At 38.4% G+C, this 18293-nt stretch carries 14 protein-coding genes; 3 read left to right on the top strand and 11 right to left on the bottom strand.

The features are described from left to right. Positions 1–54: 54 nt before the first annotated feature. The 4 genes from G4D63_RS16045 to G4D63_RS16030 form a co-directional block, all read right to left on the bottom strand. A complete protein-coding gene (locus G4D63_RS16045) occupies positions 55–1740 on the bottom strand; it encodes a glycoside hydrolase family 13 protein (RefSeq protein ID WP_163180699.1) in 1686 nt (561 codons plus the stop codon). A gap of 69 nt (positions 1741–1809) precedes the next feature. Continuing rightward, a complete protein-coding gene (locus G4D63_RS16040) occupies positions 1810–2646 on the bottom strand; it encodes a carbohydrate ABC transporter permease (RefSeq protein WP_163180698.1) in 837 nt (278 codons plus the stop codon). Continuing rightward, a complete protein-coding gene (locus tag G4D63_RS16035; RefSeq protein WP_163180697.1) occupies positions 2646–3530 on the bottom strand; it encodes a carbohydrate ABC transporter permease in 885 nt (294 codons plus the stop codon). The genes G4D63_RS16040 and G4D63_RS16035 overlap by 1 nt, the downstream gene beginning before the upstream one ends. Positions 3531–3691: 161 nt before the next feature. Further along, positions 3692–5011, bottom strand: a complete 1320-nt coding sequence (locus tag G4D63_RS16030; RefSeq protein WP_163180696.1) for an ABC transporter substrate-binding protein — start codon at positions 5009–5011, stop codon at positions 3692–3694. 166 nt (positions 5012–5177) lie between these two features. On the opposite strand from G4D63_RS16030, the gene G4D63_RS16025 reads away from it, so the two are divergent. Continuing rightward, positions 5178–6209 carry a LacI family DNA-binding transcriptional regulator gene (locus tag G4D63_RS16025; RefSeq protein ID WP_163180695.1) on the top strand — a complete coding sequence of 344 codons (1032 nt, stop codon included), beginning with the start codon at positions 5178–5180 and terminating at the stop codon, positions 6207–6209. A gap of 116 nt (positions 6210–6325) precedes the next feature. On the opposite strand, the gene G4D63_RS16020 is transcribed toward G4D63_RS16025, so the two are convergent. From G4D63_RS16020 to G4D63_RS16010, 3 genes are all read right to left on the bottom strand, one after another. Next, complete coding sequence (locus G4D63_RS16020) at positions 6326–7717, bottom strand: MATE family efflux transporter (protein WP_163180694.1); 1392 nt, start codon at positions 7715–7717, stop codon at positions 6326–6328. Beyond that, positions 7701–8168, bottom strand: coding sequence for a MarR family winged helix-turn-helix transcriptional regulator (locus G4D63_RS16015; RefSeq protein WP_163180693.1), 468 nt, complete (start codon positions 8166–8168; stop codon positions 7701–7703). The genes G4D63_RS16020 and G4D63_RS16015 overlap by 17 nt, the downstream gene beginning before the upstream one ends. Positions 8169–8451: 283 nt before the next feature. Beyond that, positions 8452–11238 (bottom strand): glycoside hydrolase family 3 C-terminal domain-containing protein, encoded by a 2787-nt coding sequence (locus G4D63_RS16010; protein WP_163180692.1) that lies wholly within the window; start codon positions 11236–11238, stop codon positions 8452–8454. Positions 11239–11526: 288 nt separating this feature from the next. Between G4D63_RS16010 and G4D63_RS16005 the strand changes: the two genes are divergently transcribed. Next, positions 11527–12123: a CAP domain-containing protein gene (locus G4D63_RS16005; protein ID WP_163180691.1), complete on the top strand. Its 597-nt coding sequence runs from the start codon at positions 11527–11529 to the stop codon at positions 12121–12123. Between the two features lie 176 nt (positions 12124–12299). Then, positions 12300–13475: an ROK family transcriptional regulator gene (locus G4D63_RS16000; protein ID WP_163180690.1), complete on the top strand. Its 1176-nt coding sequence runs from the start codon at positions 12300–12302 to the stop codon at positions 13473–13475. Between the two features lie 26 nt (positions 13476–13501). Here G4D63_RS16000 and G4D63_RS15995 read toward each other — a convergent pair whose 3' ends face one another. Genes G4D63_RS15995 through G4D63_RS15980 form a run of 4 tightly spaced genes read right to left on the bottom strand, consistent with a single transcriptional unit; the run spans position 13502 to position 18208 of the window. Further along, positions 13502–14539 (bottom strand): aldose epimerase family protein, encoded by a 1038-nt coding sequence (locus G4D63_RS15995; RefSeq protein ID WP_163180689.1) that lies wholly within the window; start codon positions 14537–14539, stop codon positions 13502–13504. Next, entirely contained in the window at positions 14536–16026 is a 1491-nt protein-coding gene (gene galT, locus G4D63_RS15990) for a UDP-glucose--hexose-1-phosphate uridylyltransferase (RefSeq protein WP_163180688.1), read from the bottom strand. Before galT ends, G4D63_RS15995 begins: the two co-directional genes overlap by 4 nt. After that, on the bottom strand, positions 16023–17024 hold the full coding sequence (gene galE, locus G4D63_RS15985) for a UDP-glucose 4-epimerase GalE (protein ID WP_163180687.1): 1002 nt from the start codon (positions 17022–17024) through the stop codon (positions 16023–16025). Before galE ends, galT begins: the two co-directional genes overlap by 4 nt. Further along, entirely contained in the window at positions 17021–18208 is a 1188-nt protein-coding gene (locus tag G4D63_RS15980; protein WP_163180686.1) for a galactokinase, read from the bottom strand. Before G4D63_RS15980 ends, galE begins: the two co-directional genes overlap by 4 nt. Positions 18209–18293 lie beyond the last annotated feature (85 nt).

Below are 18293 nucleotides of genomic sequence, written 5' to 3'. Positions count from 1 at the left end.
GGATGGTTCTTCTTCCTATTCGGAAGCAAAGAACCATCCCTTTTTAAGTAAAACTTATTTTATACGATAAACTCTTGCTTCATAAGGCTGAAGCTGGAATTCTTGTATATTCACATCTTCTTCTACACCATAGTTACTAATTAAAAGCTCATGCGATTCAACATGTAAGGAGCTAGGTAAACGGAACGTAGGTGTTCCACCAAAGAAGTTCAAGACAACGAGAAGCTTCTCCTGTCCTAATGTACGAGTATAGGCATAGATTTCTGTATCGTTCTCTAAAATTAGCTCATAGTCACCATAAACAAGTACTTCGTGCTTTTTACGGAGTTGAATGAGTTGTTTATAATAATTTAAAACTGAGTCTGGATCCTGAACCTGTTTTTCTACATTTATGCTAGAATAATTTGGGTTTACCTCAATCCATGGTGTGCCCGCTGTAAAGCCTGCCTGATCATTTGTACTCCACTGCATAGGAGTTCTAGAATTATCTCTGCCTTTATGATGAATTCTCTTCATGATCTCATCATGATCTTGACCTTGCTCTACCACTTTCTCTTTGTAGTAATTCAGGATTTCAACATCACGGTAAGAGTCAATTGAATCAAATGCAACATTGGTCATTCCGATTTCTTCACCTTGGTAGACAAAAGGTGTACCAGACAATGTATGGATATAAGTAGCTAATAACTTTGCTGACTCTGACCAATACTTCCCATCATCGCCAAAACGAGATACTGCTCTTGGTTGATCGTGATTGTTGAAGAATAAGGCATTCCAACCTTTTTCATAAAGTTCTGTCTGCCATTTACTCATCAGTGATTTCAGTTCAAGAAGACTCCACGGTTCTACTCCCCATTTACCTTGAGTTCCGCAGTCAATACCCATATGTTCAAATTGGAAAACCATATTAAACTCATTACGATCCTCCCCAACATATAGAAGGGCTTCCTTAGGTCCAACACCTGATGTTTCTCCGACTGTCATAATATCATACTTACTTAAAACTTCACGGTTTAACTTTTGAAGTTGTTCATGTACCTGTGGTAGGTTAGAAAACATTTTGTACCCAGTATTATATCGTTGATCTTCTGGGTGTGGATCATCTGGAAATCCTTCTGCCTTACCCATGTGGTTAATTGCATCAACACGGAATCCGTCTATTCCTTTATCTAGCCACCACGTAATCATTTCGTAAATATCCTTTACGACATCAGGATTATTCCAATTTAAATCAGGCTGCTTTTTCGTAAACAAGTGTAAATAATACTCACCTGTTTCCTCATCATACTCCCAAGTAGATCCACTAAAAAACGACTCCCAGTTGTTCGGTGGTCCTCCATCCTCATTAGCTGGTTTCCATATATAATAGTCACGTTTCGGATTATCTTTAGAAGAGCGTGATTCAATAAACCAAGGATGTTCATCAGACGTATGATTAACAACTAAATCCATGATTAGTTTCATACCTCTTGCATGAACCTCTTTTAACAATAGATCGAAGTCTTCCATCGTACCAAATTCTGACATGATGTCAAAATAATCGCTGATATCATAGCCGTTATCATCATTTGGTGATTCATAGATTGGAGAAAGCCAAATTACATCAATCCCTAAATCCTTTAAATAATCTAGCTTTGATAAAATTCCTGGGAGATCCCCAATTCCGTCCCCATTACTATCCATAAAACTACGCGGATAAATTTGATAGGCTACTGCTTCTTTCCACCAAACTTTATTCATTTTCAAAACTCCTTTACAATCAATTGCTACAATTTGAATGTTTTCGCATACTCTGTTGCGAATTCCTTACTACTTAATAGACCCTTGCATAACTCCATTAATAATTGCACGTTGGCCAATAATGTATAGTATTAGGATTGGCAATACCGTCAATAGAATGGCAGGAATCAATAACTCCCAGTTGTTCATATATGTCCCATTAAATACCTTCATCATAACTGGCATTGTATAAACTGCTTCATTATTCAGTACAAGTGAAGGTAATAGATAGTCATTCCAAATCCAAAGTACGTTAAGAATTCCAACAGTTACAGCAATCGGTCTTAGCATTGGAAAAACGATGATAAAGAATGTTTGAATCGTGTTACAACCATCAATTCTAGCAGCCTCTTCAATTTCAACCGGAATGGATTTAATAAACCCATGAAAGATGAAGATGGAAAGAGAGCTACCAAATCCAATATAAAAGAAGATTAGTAGAGGAATTGGGATCGCATCAATCAATTGTAATTTTGCCCCATAAATATAGATTAATGGAATCATCAACGACTGAAACGGGATTACCATTGATGCTACTAATATTGCAAACAGAACTTTATTATATTTCGTTGGTCTTCTTACCATGTGGTAAGCCGCCATCGCTGAAAAAATAACAATAAATAGAGTACTAAGTGACGTAATGACAAATGTGTTCTTAAACGTTACCAAGAAGTTCATCTTCTCGATTACTTCCATAAACTGTCCGAAGTCCCAGCTAGTCGGAAGAGCAAACGGATTTGTTAAGATCTCTCCGTTATCCTTAAACGAGTTTAGAACTAAAAGTACGAAAGGGAAAATAAACGTAACTAACGCAATAAAAGCAAGGACATAAGCTAATGTTGAAGTCACAATACGTTGAGTTCTCATTATGCTTCAACCTCCATTTTCTTACTAGAATAAACCTGGATTCCCGTGATCACAGCAACAATCACAAATAGAATAATCCCTTGTGCTTGACCCATTCCATAGTTCGCTTCCACGAATGCCTTATTTACAACGTGCATGGATACCATTTCTGTACTTCCAAACGGTCCACCCTTTGTTAGTGAGTAGTTCAAATCATAAACCATAAATGCATTCTTTAATGATAAGAATACTGTTACCACGAATGAAGGAACCATCAGAGGAATTGTCACATTCATCAATCTCTTAAACGCACTAGCCCCGTCTATTTTCGATGCCTCTATTAGCTCTTTCGGTATACTGATTAAACCAGCTATAAAGATAATCATCATATAGCCTGATGTCTGCCATACCATTACAATAACCATTGACCAGAATGCCATTGTTGGATCACCTAACCAACCTAGCTCTAAAAATTCAATTCCGAATCTCTGACCAAATGCTGGTAGTGATTGTACGAAAATAAACTGCCAAATATAACCTAATACAAGTCCACCAATTAGGTTTGGGGTGAAATAGGCTGTTCTTAATGAATTTTGAATACGTAATCCTGAAGTTACTAAGTATGCTAGTCCAAATCCTACTAAGTTAACAAATACTACAGTTGCGACAACAAACTTCATTGTTAGCCACATAGATTCCCAAAACTTTGTATCTTTAAATGCATTTATATAGTTTTCAAGTCCAGAAAACACCATTGGATCCACAGGGGTATCCATTCTATTAAGTGTTAAGTAAATTCCGTAAATAAAAGGGATTGCAACTGTTATAGCAAAGAAAAGAGTAGTTGGCCCTAGGAATAAAAAAGAAGTTCCCCAATTGGCCAGATTTTTTTTCCGATGCGTCATTTTACTTCACATCCTAGTTATTAATAGTATAAAAACTCACATGAAGCATGGTTAGGCTTCATGTGATGAAATAATAAGTTTTAAATTACTGACTGATAAAGCCAAAATAAGTGGGCGAGGTAGAATCTACTCGCCCACTTAGGGTTATTTAGGGACAGCTATTACTTTTGGTTCTTAAAAGATTCTTCCATGAACTTAGCAAGATCTTCTTTTGTTGCTTGACCAGCAATTAGCTTTTGCACTTCAGGTCCTACTGTAGTAGGCCAGTCAGCTGCATTGATGTAATTTGTAGTAAACGGCATTGTTCTGTCGTTTGCGATCGCATCAGCAATTGCTATACCAAGTGGGTTTGTTACCGTATTAGGGTTATTTTTGAAAGCAGAGATGATTTGTGCTTTGTTAACAACAAAATCTTGACCTGCTTCATCATAAACTAACCAGTCTAAGAACTTCTTCGCTGCTACTTGCTCAGCTTCTGAAGCCTTTTTGTTAATTACGAATACTTGTGTAGGACCAACTGCAATCTTATTATTTACTGGGTTGTCAGCATTGTTGTCTACAGGAACAGGCATAAATCCGAATGTGTCACCAGCAACAGCCTTTAAAGAATCATAAGCCCAGTTACCATTGAATAGGAATGCAGATTCACCTTTACCAACAGCTAAGTGTGCTGCATCATAGTATTGACCGATTGGACGCTCACCAAATTGGTTATACTCTTTAGAAGTTAATAGTTGAAGAGTATCATAGTAACCATTCCAAACATCATTTGAAGCAAGTTCTACTTCTCCAGCTTTTAATTCATTTACTAAAGTAGCAGGATCTTCTACTTGGTTTAAGAATAATGAGCTGTAGTGGTTACCAACAGACCAAGCTTCTGTTTGGTATGCTACTGGGAATTCTACTCCAGTTGCTTGCACTTGTCCTAATACTTCTTTTAACTTATCTACAGTGTTAATTGTGAATGGATCAAAAGTTCCACCAACAGCAGTATCTAACACCTTTTGGTTATAAACAAGTCCCATACCTTCAACAGCAAATGGGAATCCAACTACTTGACCTTCAGCATTTGTTAAAGCAGAAGTTGTTTCTTCTACCCACTTCTCACCAGAAAGGTCGATTCCAACATCACCGTATTTATTTAGAGCAGCATAAGGCTCAAACATTGCTAATGTAACAACTTTTCCTGAAGCAGTAAGTTTATCAAACACGTTTAGTGTATCACCAACAGCTGTCGTATTCACTTCTACTTTAATATCAGGGTTGGCATCCATAAATGTTTGCGCTGCCTCTTTGAATTGAGTATCAATTTCCCCTTTACTATTTGTCAAAATGATAGTTACAGGAGAATCAGAAGATTTTGAATCTGTAGGTTCAGATGTGTTTTCCTCTGTGTTTCCTGAGCACGCTGCTAATGATAAAGCTAATGCGCCAGCCATACCAAACATTGCTGTCTTTTTAAGCGTTTTCATAAAGTTCATTTTGTTTCTTCCCCCTTTTTTCACAAGAAAGTTTTTCCGGACTAGGAAATTTTCTTGCCTACGAGCTGATTATATGACAGAATATTTCCTAGGTCAACAAAAAAGATAAGCGCTTCCAACTAATTTTTTTCTATTAATCTATTTTATCTTCTAAATGAGGGTTGTGATGATATTGAAAATTACTCTTAAAGAGATTGCTAAATTGGCTGATGTTTCGACAGCTACTGTCTCTAGAGTTATAAACAATAGTAAGCATGTAAACGAGGATCTAAGGAAACGTGTTCTGGCTGTATTAAAGGAAACAAATTACCTTCCTTTTGTAGCACAGAATATGTCCCTGCAGCAGGAGCAACAATTAATAGGTGTGATCTGCCCTCAATATAGCAATACGGTTCTAGATGATTTAATCGTCGGTATTAATAAGGTCTGCAAATTATATGGCTATGACACGGTTATTGGATTAACAGATGGAACAGATGAAAACGAGGTTCATTATATTGACTTGTTCAGCAATAAATTAGATGTGCAAGGAATGATTTTTATGGGGAATCAATGGGGAGAAGGACATTTAGAATTTACACAAAAAAATCTTACTCCTGTTGTGTTAGTGGGACAGATTTCTTCTATTCCATCCATCCCCTCTGTTCATGTTGATAATATTACCGCTTCCTATGAGGCTGTTACTTATCTCTTGCAAAGTGGCCACCGTCAGATAGCTATGATTAGAGGTAACACGGGGCAAACCGTTCGAGTAGACCGTTTCAAAGGTTATGAGAAGGCTTTGTCAGACGCTGGTATTTCCGTTAATGAAAGCTGGGTGATAGATAGTGAGCTATCCATTGAAGGTGGTAAAAAAGCAATGGCAACTATTTTAGAACAAGATGAATTGCCAACAGCTGTTTTCTGTTCAACTGACTCACTAGCTATTGGTGCTATGACATATTTAACAGATCATGGATACCAAGTTCCTGATGATCTTTCAGTATTCGGTTTCGATAGCATTGACCTATCAAAACTGATACGACCAAGACTTTCTACGATTCAATACTCTGCAGTTGAAATAGGAATGACTGCGACGAGAAACTTAATTAAGCTTTGTAAGGGTGAAAGTGATGAAATCGCTCCTCATCTTAATGTTATGCATGATTTAGTGATAAGAGAAAGCACAGGACAGCGGGCGAGGAAAACGGTTTCCTAAATACAAAAAGGATTCTATCAAAAAATGATAGAGTCTTTTTTATTGCCAAAGATAAGGATTCACCCCAAACAGTAGAAAAATGGACAATTCCTTGTGGAATCGTCCATTTTCATTTTTTATGAATTTGCTTGAACTTGATCTTGCTTTACATGATCATCTACTACGTTTTTATTTGGTATGAAATATTCTTTATTCCTTAATATATACCAAACAGCTAATGCGAATGATAGTACGTCAGCGACAGGAAATGCTAACCATACTCCATTTACTCCAAATAGTAATGGTAGAGTTAAAAGTAATGGAATCATAAATAGGACCTGACGTGACATGGATAGCACTAGAGCTGCTCTTGCCTTTCCTAATGCCTGGAATACCCCACCTGTTACCATTTGTACGCCTATTAAAATAGCTAATGAAAACATAATTCGAAGAGCTACAATTCCCATTTCTATTGCCTGAGGATCATTGGTAAAAATCATTAATATTTGTTTTGGAAAGATCATGATCACAATACACGTAACAATTGCCAAGGCAGTTGCAGCTTTCATTGCAAGCATAATCGTCTCACTTACCCGCTTTGGTTGATTGGCTCCGAAATTATAGCCCACAATAGGGAGGATTCCTTGCACAATGCCAAACATCGGCATCAGTGTGAACATGATAATACGATGAACAATCCCGAATACTGCTACTCCAATGACGCCTCCATATTGAATCAACATATGATTCGCTATGATAAACATGATACTTCCAGACACCTGCCTGGTAAACGCCGATGATCCGATAGCTAATATTTGTTTAATTAAAGAAAAATTAGGTCGCAAGTATTTGACTCTAAACGTTAAGCTACTTTTTCCTCTTAAAAAATAAAAAACTAAATAAACGACGGTAACAGCCTGTGATATGACAGTCGCACTTGCCGCACCCTTAATCCCCCACCCAAAGCCAAATATAAAGATTGGCGTTAAGATGATATTTAATCCCGCTGAAATGATCATTGTTGACATCGCCATTTTGGCATTACCTTCTGAGCGAATAATATTATTCATTGTAAAGGCAAAAGCAAAAAAGATGGTACCGTATAAGATGATTCCTAGATAATCACTTGCATAAGGTAGGATTGCTTCGTTAGCTCCAAAAAGGATCAGTACAGGTTCTAATAAACTTATTCCTAAAAAGGCTCCAATTACACTCACAACTAAGACCAATCCGACAACATTTCCAAACACCTTGTTAGCTTCCTCTGTTTGTTGAGCACCTAGCATTCTCGAAATAACGGATGCTCCACCGATTCCAACTGCTCCAGCCACAGCCATAATAATTAATTGAACTGGAAAAGCTACTGAAGTTGCTGCAACCCCAACGGTCCCCACACTTCTAGCAATAAATATGGTATCCACTACATTATATAGGGCCATCACAAACATCCCTACCATCGCAGGAATAGATAACTTCACTAGCAATTTGGGTATTGGTTCAATCCCCAGACGCTCACTTTGTTGTTTCATCTGAATTTCCCCTTTTACCTTCTTTTTTGACATGTCGTGCTGCATTTTGAGACATCTTCTCTAAAAGGTCAAATGCCATCCTTACTTCTTCTTGTGTTAAACCTTCACTTAAAATGTCAGTCCAACGATCTAAGATAGTAAAGAATTGTGTTTTAAAATCATTGGCCTTTATAGATAAGTAAACATGGTTTAAGCGACGATCAAGTTCGCTTGTTTTCCGAAAAACATATCCTTCCTCTTCAAGCTTACCAATCGCTCGTGCAGTCGTTCCCTTATCTATATTAAGACGTCTTGCCATCTCATCTTGGGAGAGTCCATCCTCATGATACAACACTAGCAAGAACATAAACTGACCTTTCCCAATTCCAAATGGCTCTAACTCCCTTGAAACATAAACATGACCATACCGATACAACACCGATATCCATCGACCTAAAGACTGATTCTCCAACTCTCCACCCCATTAGTTGCAACCGCAACCATTTCTCCTCCCATTATACCTTCCAATTAGTTGTCAATGCAACCATGGGACGTGGGGACAGGTACCTTGTCCCAGTTAGTATCATTAGAAAAACTAATTAATTAAAGCTTGTCTAACTTGATCATCAACTCCCGGTTACTTAATTAATTAACAAGCAAAAAAAGTGATAAGCACCTCCATCACTGGAGGTAATTATCACCTTTGTGTATTCTTTATCTTTGCTCTGGGACACTGTACCTGTCCCTCTGTCCCATTAAATTTGCTTAAATTCAACCCAATCAATTTGAAGACCTGGTTTGATCAATTCAAGTGTTAACTCATATAAACCCTGTTCGAGTTCAATTTTGATCAGCTTTTGGATAACCCATTTCCCGTCTGTACCATTCGTTTGAACAGTTGTGACCAATTGGTCGTTTAGGATTAAGTTACAAGCCGTTTGAGCTAAATCCGTTCCAGGAGAACTTACATTAACAAAAATTCGGTATTGCCCACCTTGTTCTACTTTCATAGTAGTAGTACCGGACGCAACGGGATGAACTTTTGCATCTTGTGATATACTCTGCACTGATTTCGATTCGGTCGAAGAGTTTGCCTTGATTGCAGGAACCTCTTCCTGTAGCACTTGCTTTCTAGAAAATACAGGGGCATTCATTAAGAAATTACAGATATTCATGGCATTTCGTTGAAGCTCACCACGTGTTAATGTTCCTTTTGACAATGCTTCCATTGTATTATCATTAGAAGCATTTACTTCTGCTCCATAGTTAGGGACAACCATATATAAGTCATTCTGTGCCGAAGCCATAAAACTGGTATTTCTTTTATCGGCTGGACCACCCTCCACAACATCATTCATTTGGGCCCACCAGTCTGTCATGACAATTCCATCGAAGCCCCATTCCTTACGAAGTACTGTTGTGTTTAAATCATAATTCGAAGGAGCCCAGTGGCCATTGATTGGGTTATACGACGTCATAACTCCTTTAGCGCCGCCCTCTTTAATAGCCATTTCAAATCCTTTTAAATAGATTTCTCTAAGTGCACGTTCAGAGACCGCAGCGTCTACCTTTGTGCGCGCTTGCTCCTGACTATTACACGCAAAGTGCTTCAGTGTAGCATGAGCTCCACTCTTCATAATTCCGCGTGTATTTGCTATAGCAAAAGCTCCTGTAATGAGTGGATCCTCGGAAAAATATTCGAAATTACGCCCGTTTAGTGGACTACGTCTTAAATTCAAACCAGGCCCGAGCAACATATCGATGTTATTACTGATTAACTCTTGCCCTTCTAACTCATAAAGAGCTTCTACCAACTCAAGATCCCAAGTCGCGGCTAGTAATGTCCCGATTGGTACCTGCGTTGCCTTATGTCCGCTATCCATTCGAATACCAGAAGGACCATCTGCACAACAACCAACAGGTATTCCGAGGTTAAATAGACGATCACTGACCCCACCAAAAGCAGAAGCTGTTCCAGGTGTAACAAGAGGACTACTCATTCCTTCTCCTCTAATAATTGTAGCAAGATCATCATCTGATAGCTGAGCTATAAACGTTTCTATGCTTATTTTCTTATCGAACACATCTCTCAGTGTGTACCCTAGATCACCAGTTTGCTCATAAGTAGATGGAAGATTAGCCTCAATTCGTTCTTTTAGAGAAATCGTTCGTTGTTGCACCTCTACATATGTTAATTCATACGTGCCATCCTCTTTACGAGCACCTGGCTTCATGATTGTAAAGCTTTCCGTTGGAGCGAGTACTTCCTCTAATTGCTCAATCACGATTAGATCTCCAACTTCATAGCCACTTTCACCATCAATACCTATTCTTTCAACATTCTTGACACTGTTTCCAACATATAGATTGTATGTGCCACTTTCAAGTAGATAAGCAGATTTATTTCCTGTCACTCCAGAATCATCATAGGATGCCATACGATTTACTGGATAGCTTAGGGTTAGAGTCTCTGTCTCACCGGGCTGTAACAATCTCGTTTTACCAAATGCAGCTAGCACTTTTGCAGGTTGCCCAAGCTTACCTTGTGGTGCTTCATAGTATGCTTGCACCACCTCTTTACCGGCAAAATTTTTCCCAATGTTTGTTACTTTCACTTCGACTTCAATGTACTCTTCTCCATCTTTACTAACAGTCTTTGCTTCATTTGGCTCAATAGAAAAGTCGGTATAAGATAAACCGAAACCAAATTCATACTGAACTTTTTCAGGAGAAAATGTTTCAAAATAACGATAGCCAACATATATATCTTCTTGATAATAATTTCGATCTTCATTCCCATGGTTTGGAGTGGATGGATAATCTTGAATGGAATAAGCAATCGTATCTGTAAGCTTACCGCTTGGTGTTACCTCTCCTACTAGGACATCTGCAGCAGCATTTCCACCTTCCATTCCACCTTGCCACGTGTAAATGACAGTCTGAATTGGATGCTTGTAACTTTCATCATTTACCCAAGACATATCAATAATATTAGATACATTCAATACAACAACTACCTGTTCAAAGTAATTTGTCACGAATGTGAGCATTTCCTTTTCTTCTTGCGTTAACTGATAGCTGCCTGGAGCATCTGCATTATCCTGATCTTCCCCAGCGGTGCGTCCAATCACAATAATCGCCTTGTCAGATTTAGCTCTTGCCTCAGAGACGATACTATCTGATAAAAGCATTTCCTTTTGATGCCATGGTTCAGCTGCCCAACCGCCTCCACCATTATCAAATGGATTTTCTTCAAGCCATTTTTCATAAATTGCTGCTAACTCTTCATTTACTAGAACAGATTCCTTACTTCTTAGGCCGTCTAATAAATTGGTTGTGTATTCAACATTTACACTACCACCAGAGCCTGTTCCACTTCGATAATAATTAATTTGCGTTCTACCGAATACTGAAACGCGCTCTCCCTTTTTAATCGGAAGAGTCTGTCCATCATTTTTTAATAGAACGGCCCCCTCTGCAGCTACCTTTCTACTGAATTCAGCAAATCCTTTTAATGGTACTCCAATTGTATGTGTAGTCATTTACTTCCTCCAAAGTCCTTATATGTATCGTTATAGTTATTACCATTTATCCTAAATAAATGAAAAGCCTTTCCAGAGCATGTTTGTTTTTAAGTTTTACGAAATCGGTTTCGTAACTAAAATTATTATAGCATAAAACGTTAGATAATTTGAAAAAAGTATTTCAGTTTTCCTCTTAAAATTAGAATCTGCATGACTATCTATATAAAAGTTATGAAGCATTTGGGATAAAAATCTTACTACTAACAAAAAATGAATAGTAAAACACGTATCATATGGAGGCTCTTCATGAACAAAACATATTTAATCGTATTCTTTACTGTTCTATTAACCCTAGTGGGGTGTAATGGGGATGCAAATAATGAAGCTGGTTTAGGATATGGTCAGCATGTACATGATCAACCCGGTCAAACAAACCATATTGAAACTCATCAAATTGGGACCGTTCAAAATGTTGGAAATGCAGGACCTAGAGGGCTCGGAGACGTACTAGAACCCAACCCAATGAGTGACTTTTTTATTGCAGAGGTCATTGATTTAACTAACGAAGAAAGGCGTCGACATGGGTTAACTCACCTGACAGCAGATTTAAATTTACAAAAGGCTGCTCAACTGAAAGCTGAGGATATGTCTAATCAACGTGAACTAGCCTATCACTCACCAGTCTACGGTTCACCCTTTGACATGCTTCGTAGCTTAGGCATTAATTATAATGAGGCTGCTGAAAATATTGCACAAGGCCCAGAATCAGCTAGAGAGGTAATGGATGCATGGATGAATCATGCAGAGTATCGTGAAAATATACTAAACCCTGAACTCACTCATATCGGAGTAGGCTATGTAACCTCGGGCAATTATTGGACTCAGATTCTGATAAAAAGGTAGCTGGGACATGGGGGGTCCTTGGGACATGGGGGTCCTTGGGACATGGGGACAGGTTCCTTGTCCCACTTGGGAAATTAAGGTAGATACCTATATGATTTTTTGGGACAGGGAACCTGTCCCTCCGTCCCACTCGTGATATAATTTACTGTATCATTGAGAGTTTTGGAGGATGTGGAATGCAGCGCGGTACCTTTCAGCTAATGAAGTCTGTAAATAAATCAATTATTTTAAATAAGATACGAATCTCTGAACCTATATCACGTGCTCAGATAGCAAAGGAAACGAGTCTGACTCCTCCAACTGTAAGTAGCATTGTAAAGGAATTAATAGAACAGGGGTTAGTCAGAGAGAGTACACTTGGCCACTCCAGCGGAGGCCGTAAACCAACCTTGTTACATATTAATACAACGTCCTTTTATATTATTGGCGTGGATGCTGGGCCTGAGAGAGTTGATTGTATACTGACTGATTTAACAGGTGAAATTCTAAATCGCACTTCAGCTGTATTACCCACACCGATTACCAATGAACAATTCTTAATCGTGTTAAAAGAGAGAATTCACGTACTGATCCAGTCTTCTACTATAAATCAAGAAAGTATTATTGGTATTGGTGTGGCCATGCACGGAGTTGTCGATGTGAAAACCGGAATTTCACTTGTTGCTCCTATTCTTCATTTAAGAAACATTCCTATAAAGAAAGTGCTAGAGGAAGAGTTTAATATGACGGTAAATGTAGAGAACGATGCACGGGCATTGGCTCTTGGAGAATCATGGTTTGGTGGGCATGGTGATGTGTCTAGCATGGTCGCTGTCAATATTGGACGAGGTGTAGGGGCTGGGGTTGTTATAAATGGCAAATTGTATCATGGGGCACAAGGCATTGCTGGTGAATTTGGACATATGACCATTGATATAAATGGTGAAACATGTGAGTGTGGAAATCGTGGCTGCCTGCAAACATTAGTAAGCGGTGAAGCAATTGCAGCACAAGCAAACAAACAGTTACATGAGAAATCTATTCCTCTAAAGGGAGAGGATGTTCTTCACTTAGCTCAAAATGGCAATGAAACGTGCATCCAGCTTCTTCATGCTACAGGTAAGATTATTGGTGTTGGTTTAACGAATCTTATTCACTTGGTTAATCCGAGTAAGATCGTACTAGGTGGTGGTGTCATGAATAGTGAAGAATTTATTATGCCAGAACTTCTAGAAACCATCCAACAGAGGGTTTTAACAGAGCAAGCAAAACAAACAAAAGTGATTGTTACTAAATTAGGAAGTGACGCAACCTTATTAGGAGCTGTCTCCTTACTTCTTGTTGAATTATTCGATCCTATATTAATAGGCTGAACCTTTTAAAGGTTCAGCCTTTTGTTTTACTTTATAGCACTAAACGTAAAAATAGTCTTTTGCTCATAACGCTCTCCCCCTTTTAAGAGGATTGTTGGAAACGCATCATGGTGTAGCGATGCAGGTGAACCTTGAGTTTCAAAGCAAACACCTAAATATTTTTCAGACGTATTTTCTGCTAACGACACACCCTCATCTAACCCATTAGATGTATACATAACCATTCCTGGTTGATTGGTTTGAATGGTCATACTTCTACCACTAGTAGGCTCTTCCATTGTTACCACGCTAGCTTTAGAATGATCAAACATAAAATAATGATCATATCCATTTCCTACAATGCTGTTTTGCTTAGAGGAATCGTTAAATCCAGTACGAAGGGGAAGCCCTTGACGAAAGTCAAAAGGAGTTTCTTCAACATCCAATACTTTCCCTGTTGGGATCAGGTTTTGATCTAGTTCAACAAACTTAGAACTATCAATTGTTACAAGGTGATTATGAACAGTACTAACTAGATTTCCGCTTAAATTAAAATAAGAATGATTGGTTAAGGCAATCGGAGTGGGTTGATCAGTTGTTGCTGCATAATCTAGGATTAACTGATTATCATTAGTCAGCGTGTAAGTAACTGTCACCTCCATATTTCCTGGATACCCACCTTCACCATCTGGGCTTTTATGAGTAAGCCTCAAACCAACTTCATTATCTGTTTGGAAAGGTTTAGCCTCCCAAATGATTTGATGAAAGCCTTGTGGTCCTCCATGTAAATGATTAGGCCCGTTGTTTGCTTCAAGATGGTACACTTTATCATCTATTTGAAAGGAAGATTCCTTAATACGCCCCGCCACTCTACCCACTATGGTACCTAGGAAATGAGGATTACTTTCATAATCCTCATAATTTCTGTAGCTTAGCACAACATTCTCAACTTCTCCAGATTGATCAGCAACCAAGATTTTCGTAATGATTCCACCATAATTTAATACACTAACAGACATACCATAATCATTGTTTAGCGTGAATTCTTGCCATTTCCCTAATATATCTTTTATTGAAATATTCATCTGTTTCTCTCCTGATTATTAAAGAAGGTTATAAATCTTTCAAATGCATCCTTTGTTTTTAATACTCCAGCATCTTCTAAGCATTTTACAAATTTCTTTCCTAACTCTTCTTTAACTATTGTTTCTGCTTGTTCCCTGTTAGTAATAGAGGCATATTTATCTTTAATTTGCTGAGCCCAATTTTGATGGTAATCCTTCACTATATTCACATTTCCTAGTAGGAACTCTTCAATTTCAGCTAATTCCTCTTGTAATCTAGGAGGCAAAACCGCTAAGCCCATTACTTCGATAAGGCCAATGTTTTCCTTTTTAATATGGTGTACATCTCCATGTGGATGAAATATTCCAAGTGGATGCTCATCTGTTGTTCGGTTATTTCGTAGTACGAGATCTAACTCGAATATGCCATCTCGGTATCTCGAAATAGGTGTAATGGTATTGTGTGGAGTATCATCTGTATAAGCCATAACATCCACTGATTCATCACTATAACCCCTCCAGATTTCGAGAAGATCATCCGCGGCATCAACCAGTTGTTCCCTATTCGATGATCTTAAACGTATAACAGACATCGGCCACTTTACAACAGATGCTTTGATTTCAGGATATGCATTTAAGATAAAAGAGAAAGCATCTTCAGCTCTAGTCATCGCAAATTCATAGTTTCCGCCTTGATAATGGTCATGACTTAAGATGGACCCGCCCACGATTGGTAAATCCGCATTGGACCCGATAAAATAATGAGGGAATTTGGCTGTAAAACTTAACAGACGTTCAAACGCTCCTCTGTCTATCTTCATCAAACGGTGTTCCCCAGAAAGCAGGATACAGTGCTCGTTATAATAAACATAAGGTGAATACTGAAGATACCAATTCTCATTAGTAAGTGGAACATGAATAATCCGATGATTTGCACGAGCTGGGTAGCCTGTTCTGCCCTCATAGCCTTCATTCTCCATACACAACAGGCATTTTGGGTAATTACCTGTTTGTTTCATTGCACGTTCGCGCTTAATTTGCTCTGGATCTTTTTCTGGCTTGGATAAATTAATCGTGATGTCCATCGTTCCATACTGTGTATCAATCTTATAAGAAATATTCTTGGCAATTCGGTTCATCTGGATATAATTATTGTTCTTACTTAAGTTATAAAAATAACTCGTCGCTAAAGCAGGAGAGTCCATAAATTTTTTATCAAAAACTGCCTGAACAGCAGATGGTCTCGGAACAAAGCAGTTCATGATATTGGCTGATAGAATTTCTTTCTCATCGAATATATTCTCAATAACATTCTTTTCAACGGCGTACGCAATGATCTGTTCAAGAAGGTTAGGGATGGTATCATGGTGTGCTTGAACTTCATCAGGAAATCCCTCTAACTTGATTAAACTCATCACTTGATTACGAACATAAATTTGATCAGCGGATTCTATTAACCCCACTTCTAATGACTCTTCAATTAGTCCTGCAATGTAAGATTCAATCATTTCTCCACTTCCTTCCGGTATCCTTCTGGATGAGTAGAATGCCATCTCCAAGCATCTTCGATTATTTTAGTAATAGAGGTGAGAGTTGGATTCCAACCTAACACCTTCTTTGCTTTTTCAGAGCTAGCAATTAAAACACTTGGGTCACCCGCTCGTCGCGGACCAACCTCAGCTGGTATATCTTTACCAGTTACTCGACGAGCCGTATCAATCATTTCCTTTACTGAAAAGCCCTGACTGCTTCCGAGGTTGAAAATATCACTTTCTCCTCCATCTCGTAAATAACGTAAGGCTAACAAATGAGCTTTAATCAAATCTTCCACATGGATATAATCGCGGATACATGTGCCATCAGGAGTATCATAATCTTCTCCAAAGATTGTAATGTGTGATCTCTGTCCTAAAGCCGTTTGTAAGATAATAGGGATCAAGTGGGTTTCCGGACTGTGATCTTCCCCTATTTCTGCTGTTTCTCTTGCACCAGCTACGTTAAAGTAACGCAAGGAAACATACCGTATCCCTTTTGCCTGCTCAGTCCATTTCATTAGCTTTTCCATAATAAGCTTCGTTTCCCCATATGTGTTTGTTGGATTGGTTGGAACACCTTCTGTAATAGGAACAGTTTCAGGTTCACCATAGGTTGCAGCAGTTGAAGAGAAAACAATCTTTTTCACATCGAATTCAACCATCACTTGGAGCAAAATCTGTGTGCCATATACGTTGTTATCAAAATACTTGAGTGGATCCTCCATTGATTCACCAACAAGTGAATTAGCCGCAAAATGAATAACTGCATCTATTGATTCTTTTTCAAATACAGAGCGCAGGAAATTAATGTTTCGCATATCCCCTTCATAAAATGCAGCTTTAGGATGAATCGCTTCCCTATTTCCTGTTTCGAGGTTGTCGACAATCACAACGTGTTCACCTTGGTCGATGAGCTGATAGACAGCATGTGAACCAATGTAACCCGCTCCACCTAACACTAAAACATTCATAGTTGATCCTCCTTAGAAAGCTCCTTTGCACCATCACCTATAGTCGCAGTGTAAAAAGTAGCCTCATAGCCAATCTTTTCTCGGTAGGTGTTGTTAATAGATTCCTTAAAATCATCTACCTTGTCATTTTCAACAATCGCAATCGCGCATCCACCAAAGCCAGCCCCGGTCATTCTTGCCCCTAGCACTCCATCTAGTTCCCAGGCGGTCTGTACAATCGTGTCAAGCTCCACACCTGTTACTTCATAATCATCTCTTAGCGATAAATGAGATTCGTTCATCAGTTGACCAAAGCGGTTTAGGTCACCTTGTTGCAATTTTTCCAACGCTTCTAGTGTCCGAGCATTTTCATAGACAGCATGCTTTGCGCGCTTAAGGTTGACTTCGTCTTTAATTAAATGCTTATATGTCTCAAATTGATCTATTGATAACTCACCTAAGCTCTGAATAGAGAGTTCCTTCTGCAAGTCACTAAGTGCCTGCTCACATTGGGAACGACGTTCATTATATTTAGAACCAGCCAGTGTACGTTGTTTATTTGTATTAATAATCATAATCACGTGCTCTTTTAACTTTATCGGAGCATATTTATAATCTAATGTTTGGCAGTCTAATAGGATGGCATGATCCTTCTTCCCCATACCAATAGCAAATTGATCCATAATCCCACTATTAACACCAATGTATTTATTCTCAACCTGTTGCCCTAGCTTAATCATTGGAATTCGTTCCATATTTAAGTTAAAAAGGCCACTTACTAATACACCAGTTGCCAGCTCTATAGATGCAGATGAAGAAAGACCTGCTCCATTTGGAATGTTACCGTAGAATAATACATCTGCTCCTTGATTGATTTCATAGCCGGCTTCCTTCATATAAAGAATCATCCCTTTAGGATAGTTGGCCCAGTCATCAGCTTCATTAAACGCCAAATTCGATAAGTCCGATTGAATAATCCCTGTGCTAGGAAAATTCAGAGAATAAAATCGCAGCTTTTGATCTTTTCTTGGAACGGCTAATGCATAAGTGCCATACGAGATTGAAGCAGGAAAAACATGCCCGCCATTATAGTCCGTATGCTCACCAATTAAATTAATCCGACCAGGAGCAAAAAAGATTCTTGGTGAGTTGGTTGTATTAAATATGGATTGAAATTCACTTGTTAACACGTTTATGTTAGTCATAATGACCTCCTAGATTAGGTAAGTAATTGGATTGGATAAACTTTGTTAATTAATTTAACTAAGTTATAATAAGTGTACTATAATA

It is taken from the genome of Bacillus mesophilus, from assembly GCF_011008845.1.
Classification (GTDB): Bacteria; Bacillota; Bacilli; order Bacillales; family SA4; genus Bacillus_BS; species Bacillus_BS mesophilus.
The sequence above is the reverse complement of the archived record's forward strand: the minus strand, read 5'-3'. Positions and strand labels throughout refer to the sequence as shown.

Bases quoted from the DNA above. Each gene is read 5' to 3' on its own strand.
- G4D63_RS16045 (WP_163180699.1), bottom strand. From the start codon at position 1,740: ATGAATAAAGTTTGGTGGAAAGAAGCAGTAGCCTATCAAATTTATCCG.
- G4D63_RS16040 (WP_163180698.1), bottom strand. From the start codon at position 2,646: ATGAGAACTCAACGTATTGTGACTTCAACATTAGCTTATGTCCTTGCT.
- G4D63_RS16035 (WP_163180697.1), bottom strand. From the start codon at position 3,530: ATGACGCATCGGAAAAAAAATCTGGCCAATTGGGGAACTTCTTTTTTA.
- G4D63_RS16030 (WP_163180696.1), bottom strand. From the start codon at position 5,011: ATGAACTTTATGAAAACGCTTAAAAAGACAGCAATGTTTGGTATGGCT.
- G4D63_RS16025 (WP_163180695.1), top strand. From the start codon at position 5,178: ATGATATTGAAAATTACTCTTAAAGAGATTGCTAAATTGGCTGATGTT.
- G4D63_RS16020 (WP_163180694.1), bottom strand. From the start codon at position 7,717: ATGAAACAACAAAGTGAGCGTCTGGGGATTGAACCAATACCCAAATTG.
- G4D63_RS16010 (WP_163180692.1), bottom strand. From the start codon at position 11,238: ATGACTACACATACAATTGGAGTACCATTAAAAGGATTTGCTGAATTC.
- G4D63_RS16005 (WP_163180691.1), top strand. From the start codon at position 11,527: ATGAACAAAACATATTTAATCGTATTCTTTACTGTTCTATTAACCCTA.
- G4D63_RS16000 (WP_163180690.1), top strand. From the start codon at position 12,300: ATGCAGCGCGGTACCTTTCAGCTAATGAAGTCTGTAAATAAATCAATT.
- G4D63_RS15995 (WP_163180689.1), bottom strand. From the start codon at position 14,539: ATGAATATTTCAATAAAAGATATATTAGGGAAATGGCAAGAATTCACG.
- galT (WP_163180688.1), bottom strand. From the start codon at position 16,026: ATGATTGAATCTTACATTGCAGGACTAATTGAAGAGTCATTAGAAGTG.
- galE (WP_163180687.1), bottom strand. From the start codon at position 17,024: ATGAATGTTTTAGTGTTAGGTGGAGCGGGTTACATTGGTTCACATGCT.
- G4D63_RS15980 (WP_163180686.1), bottom strand. From the start codon at position 18,208: ATGACTAACATAAACGTGTTAACAAGTGAATTTCAATCCATATTTAAT.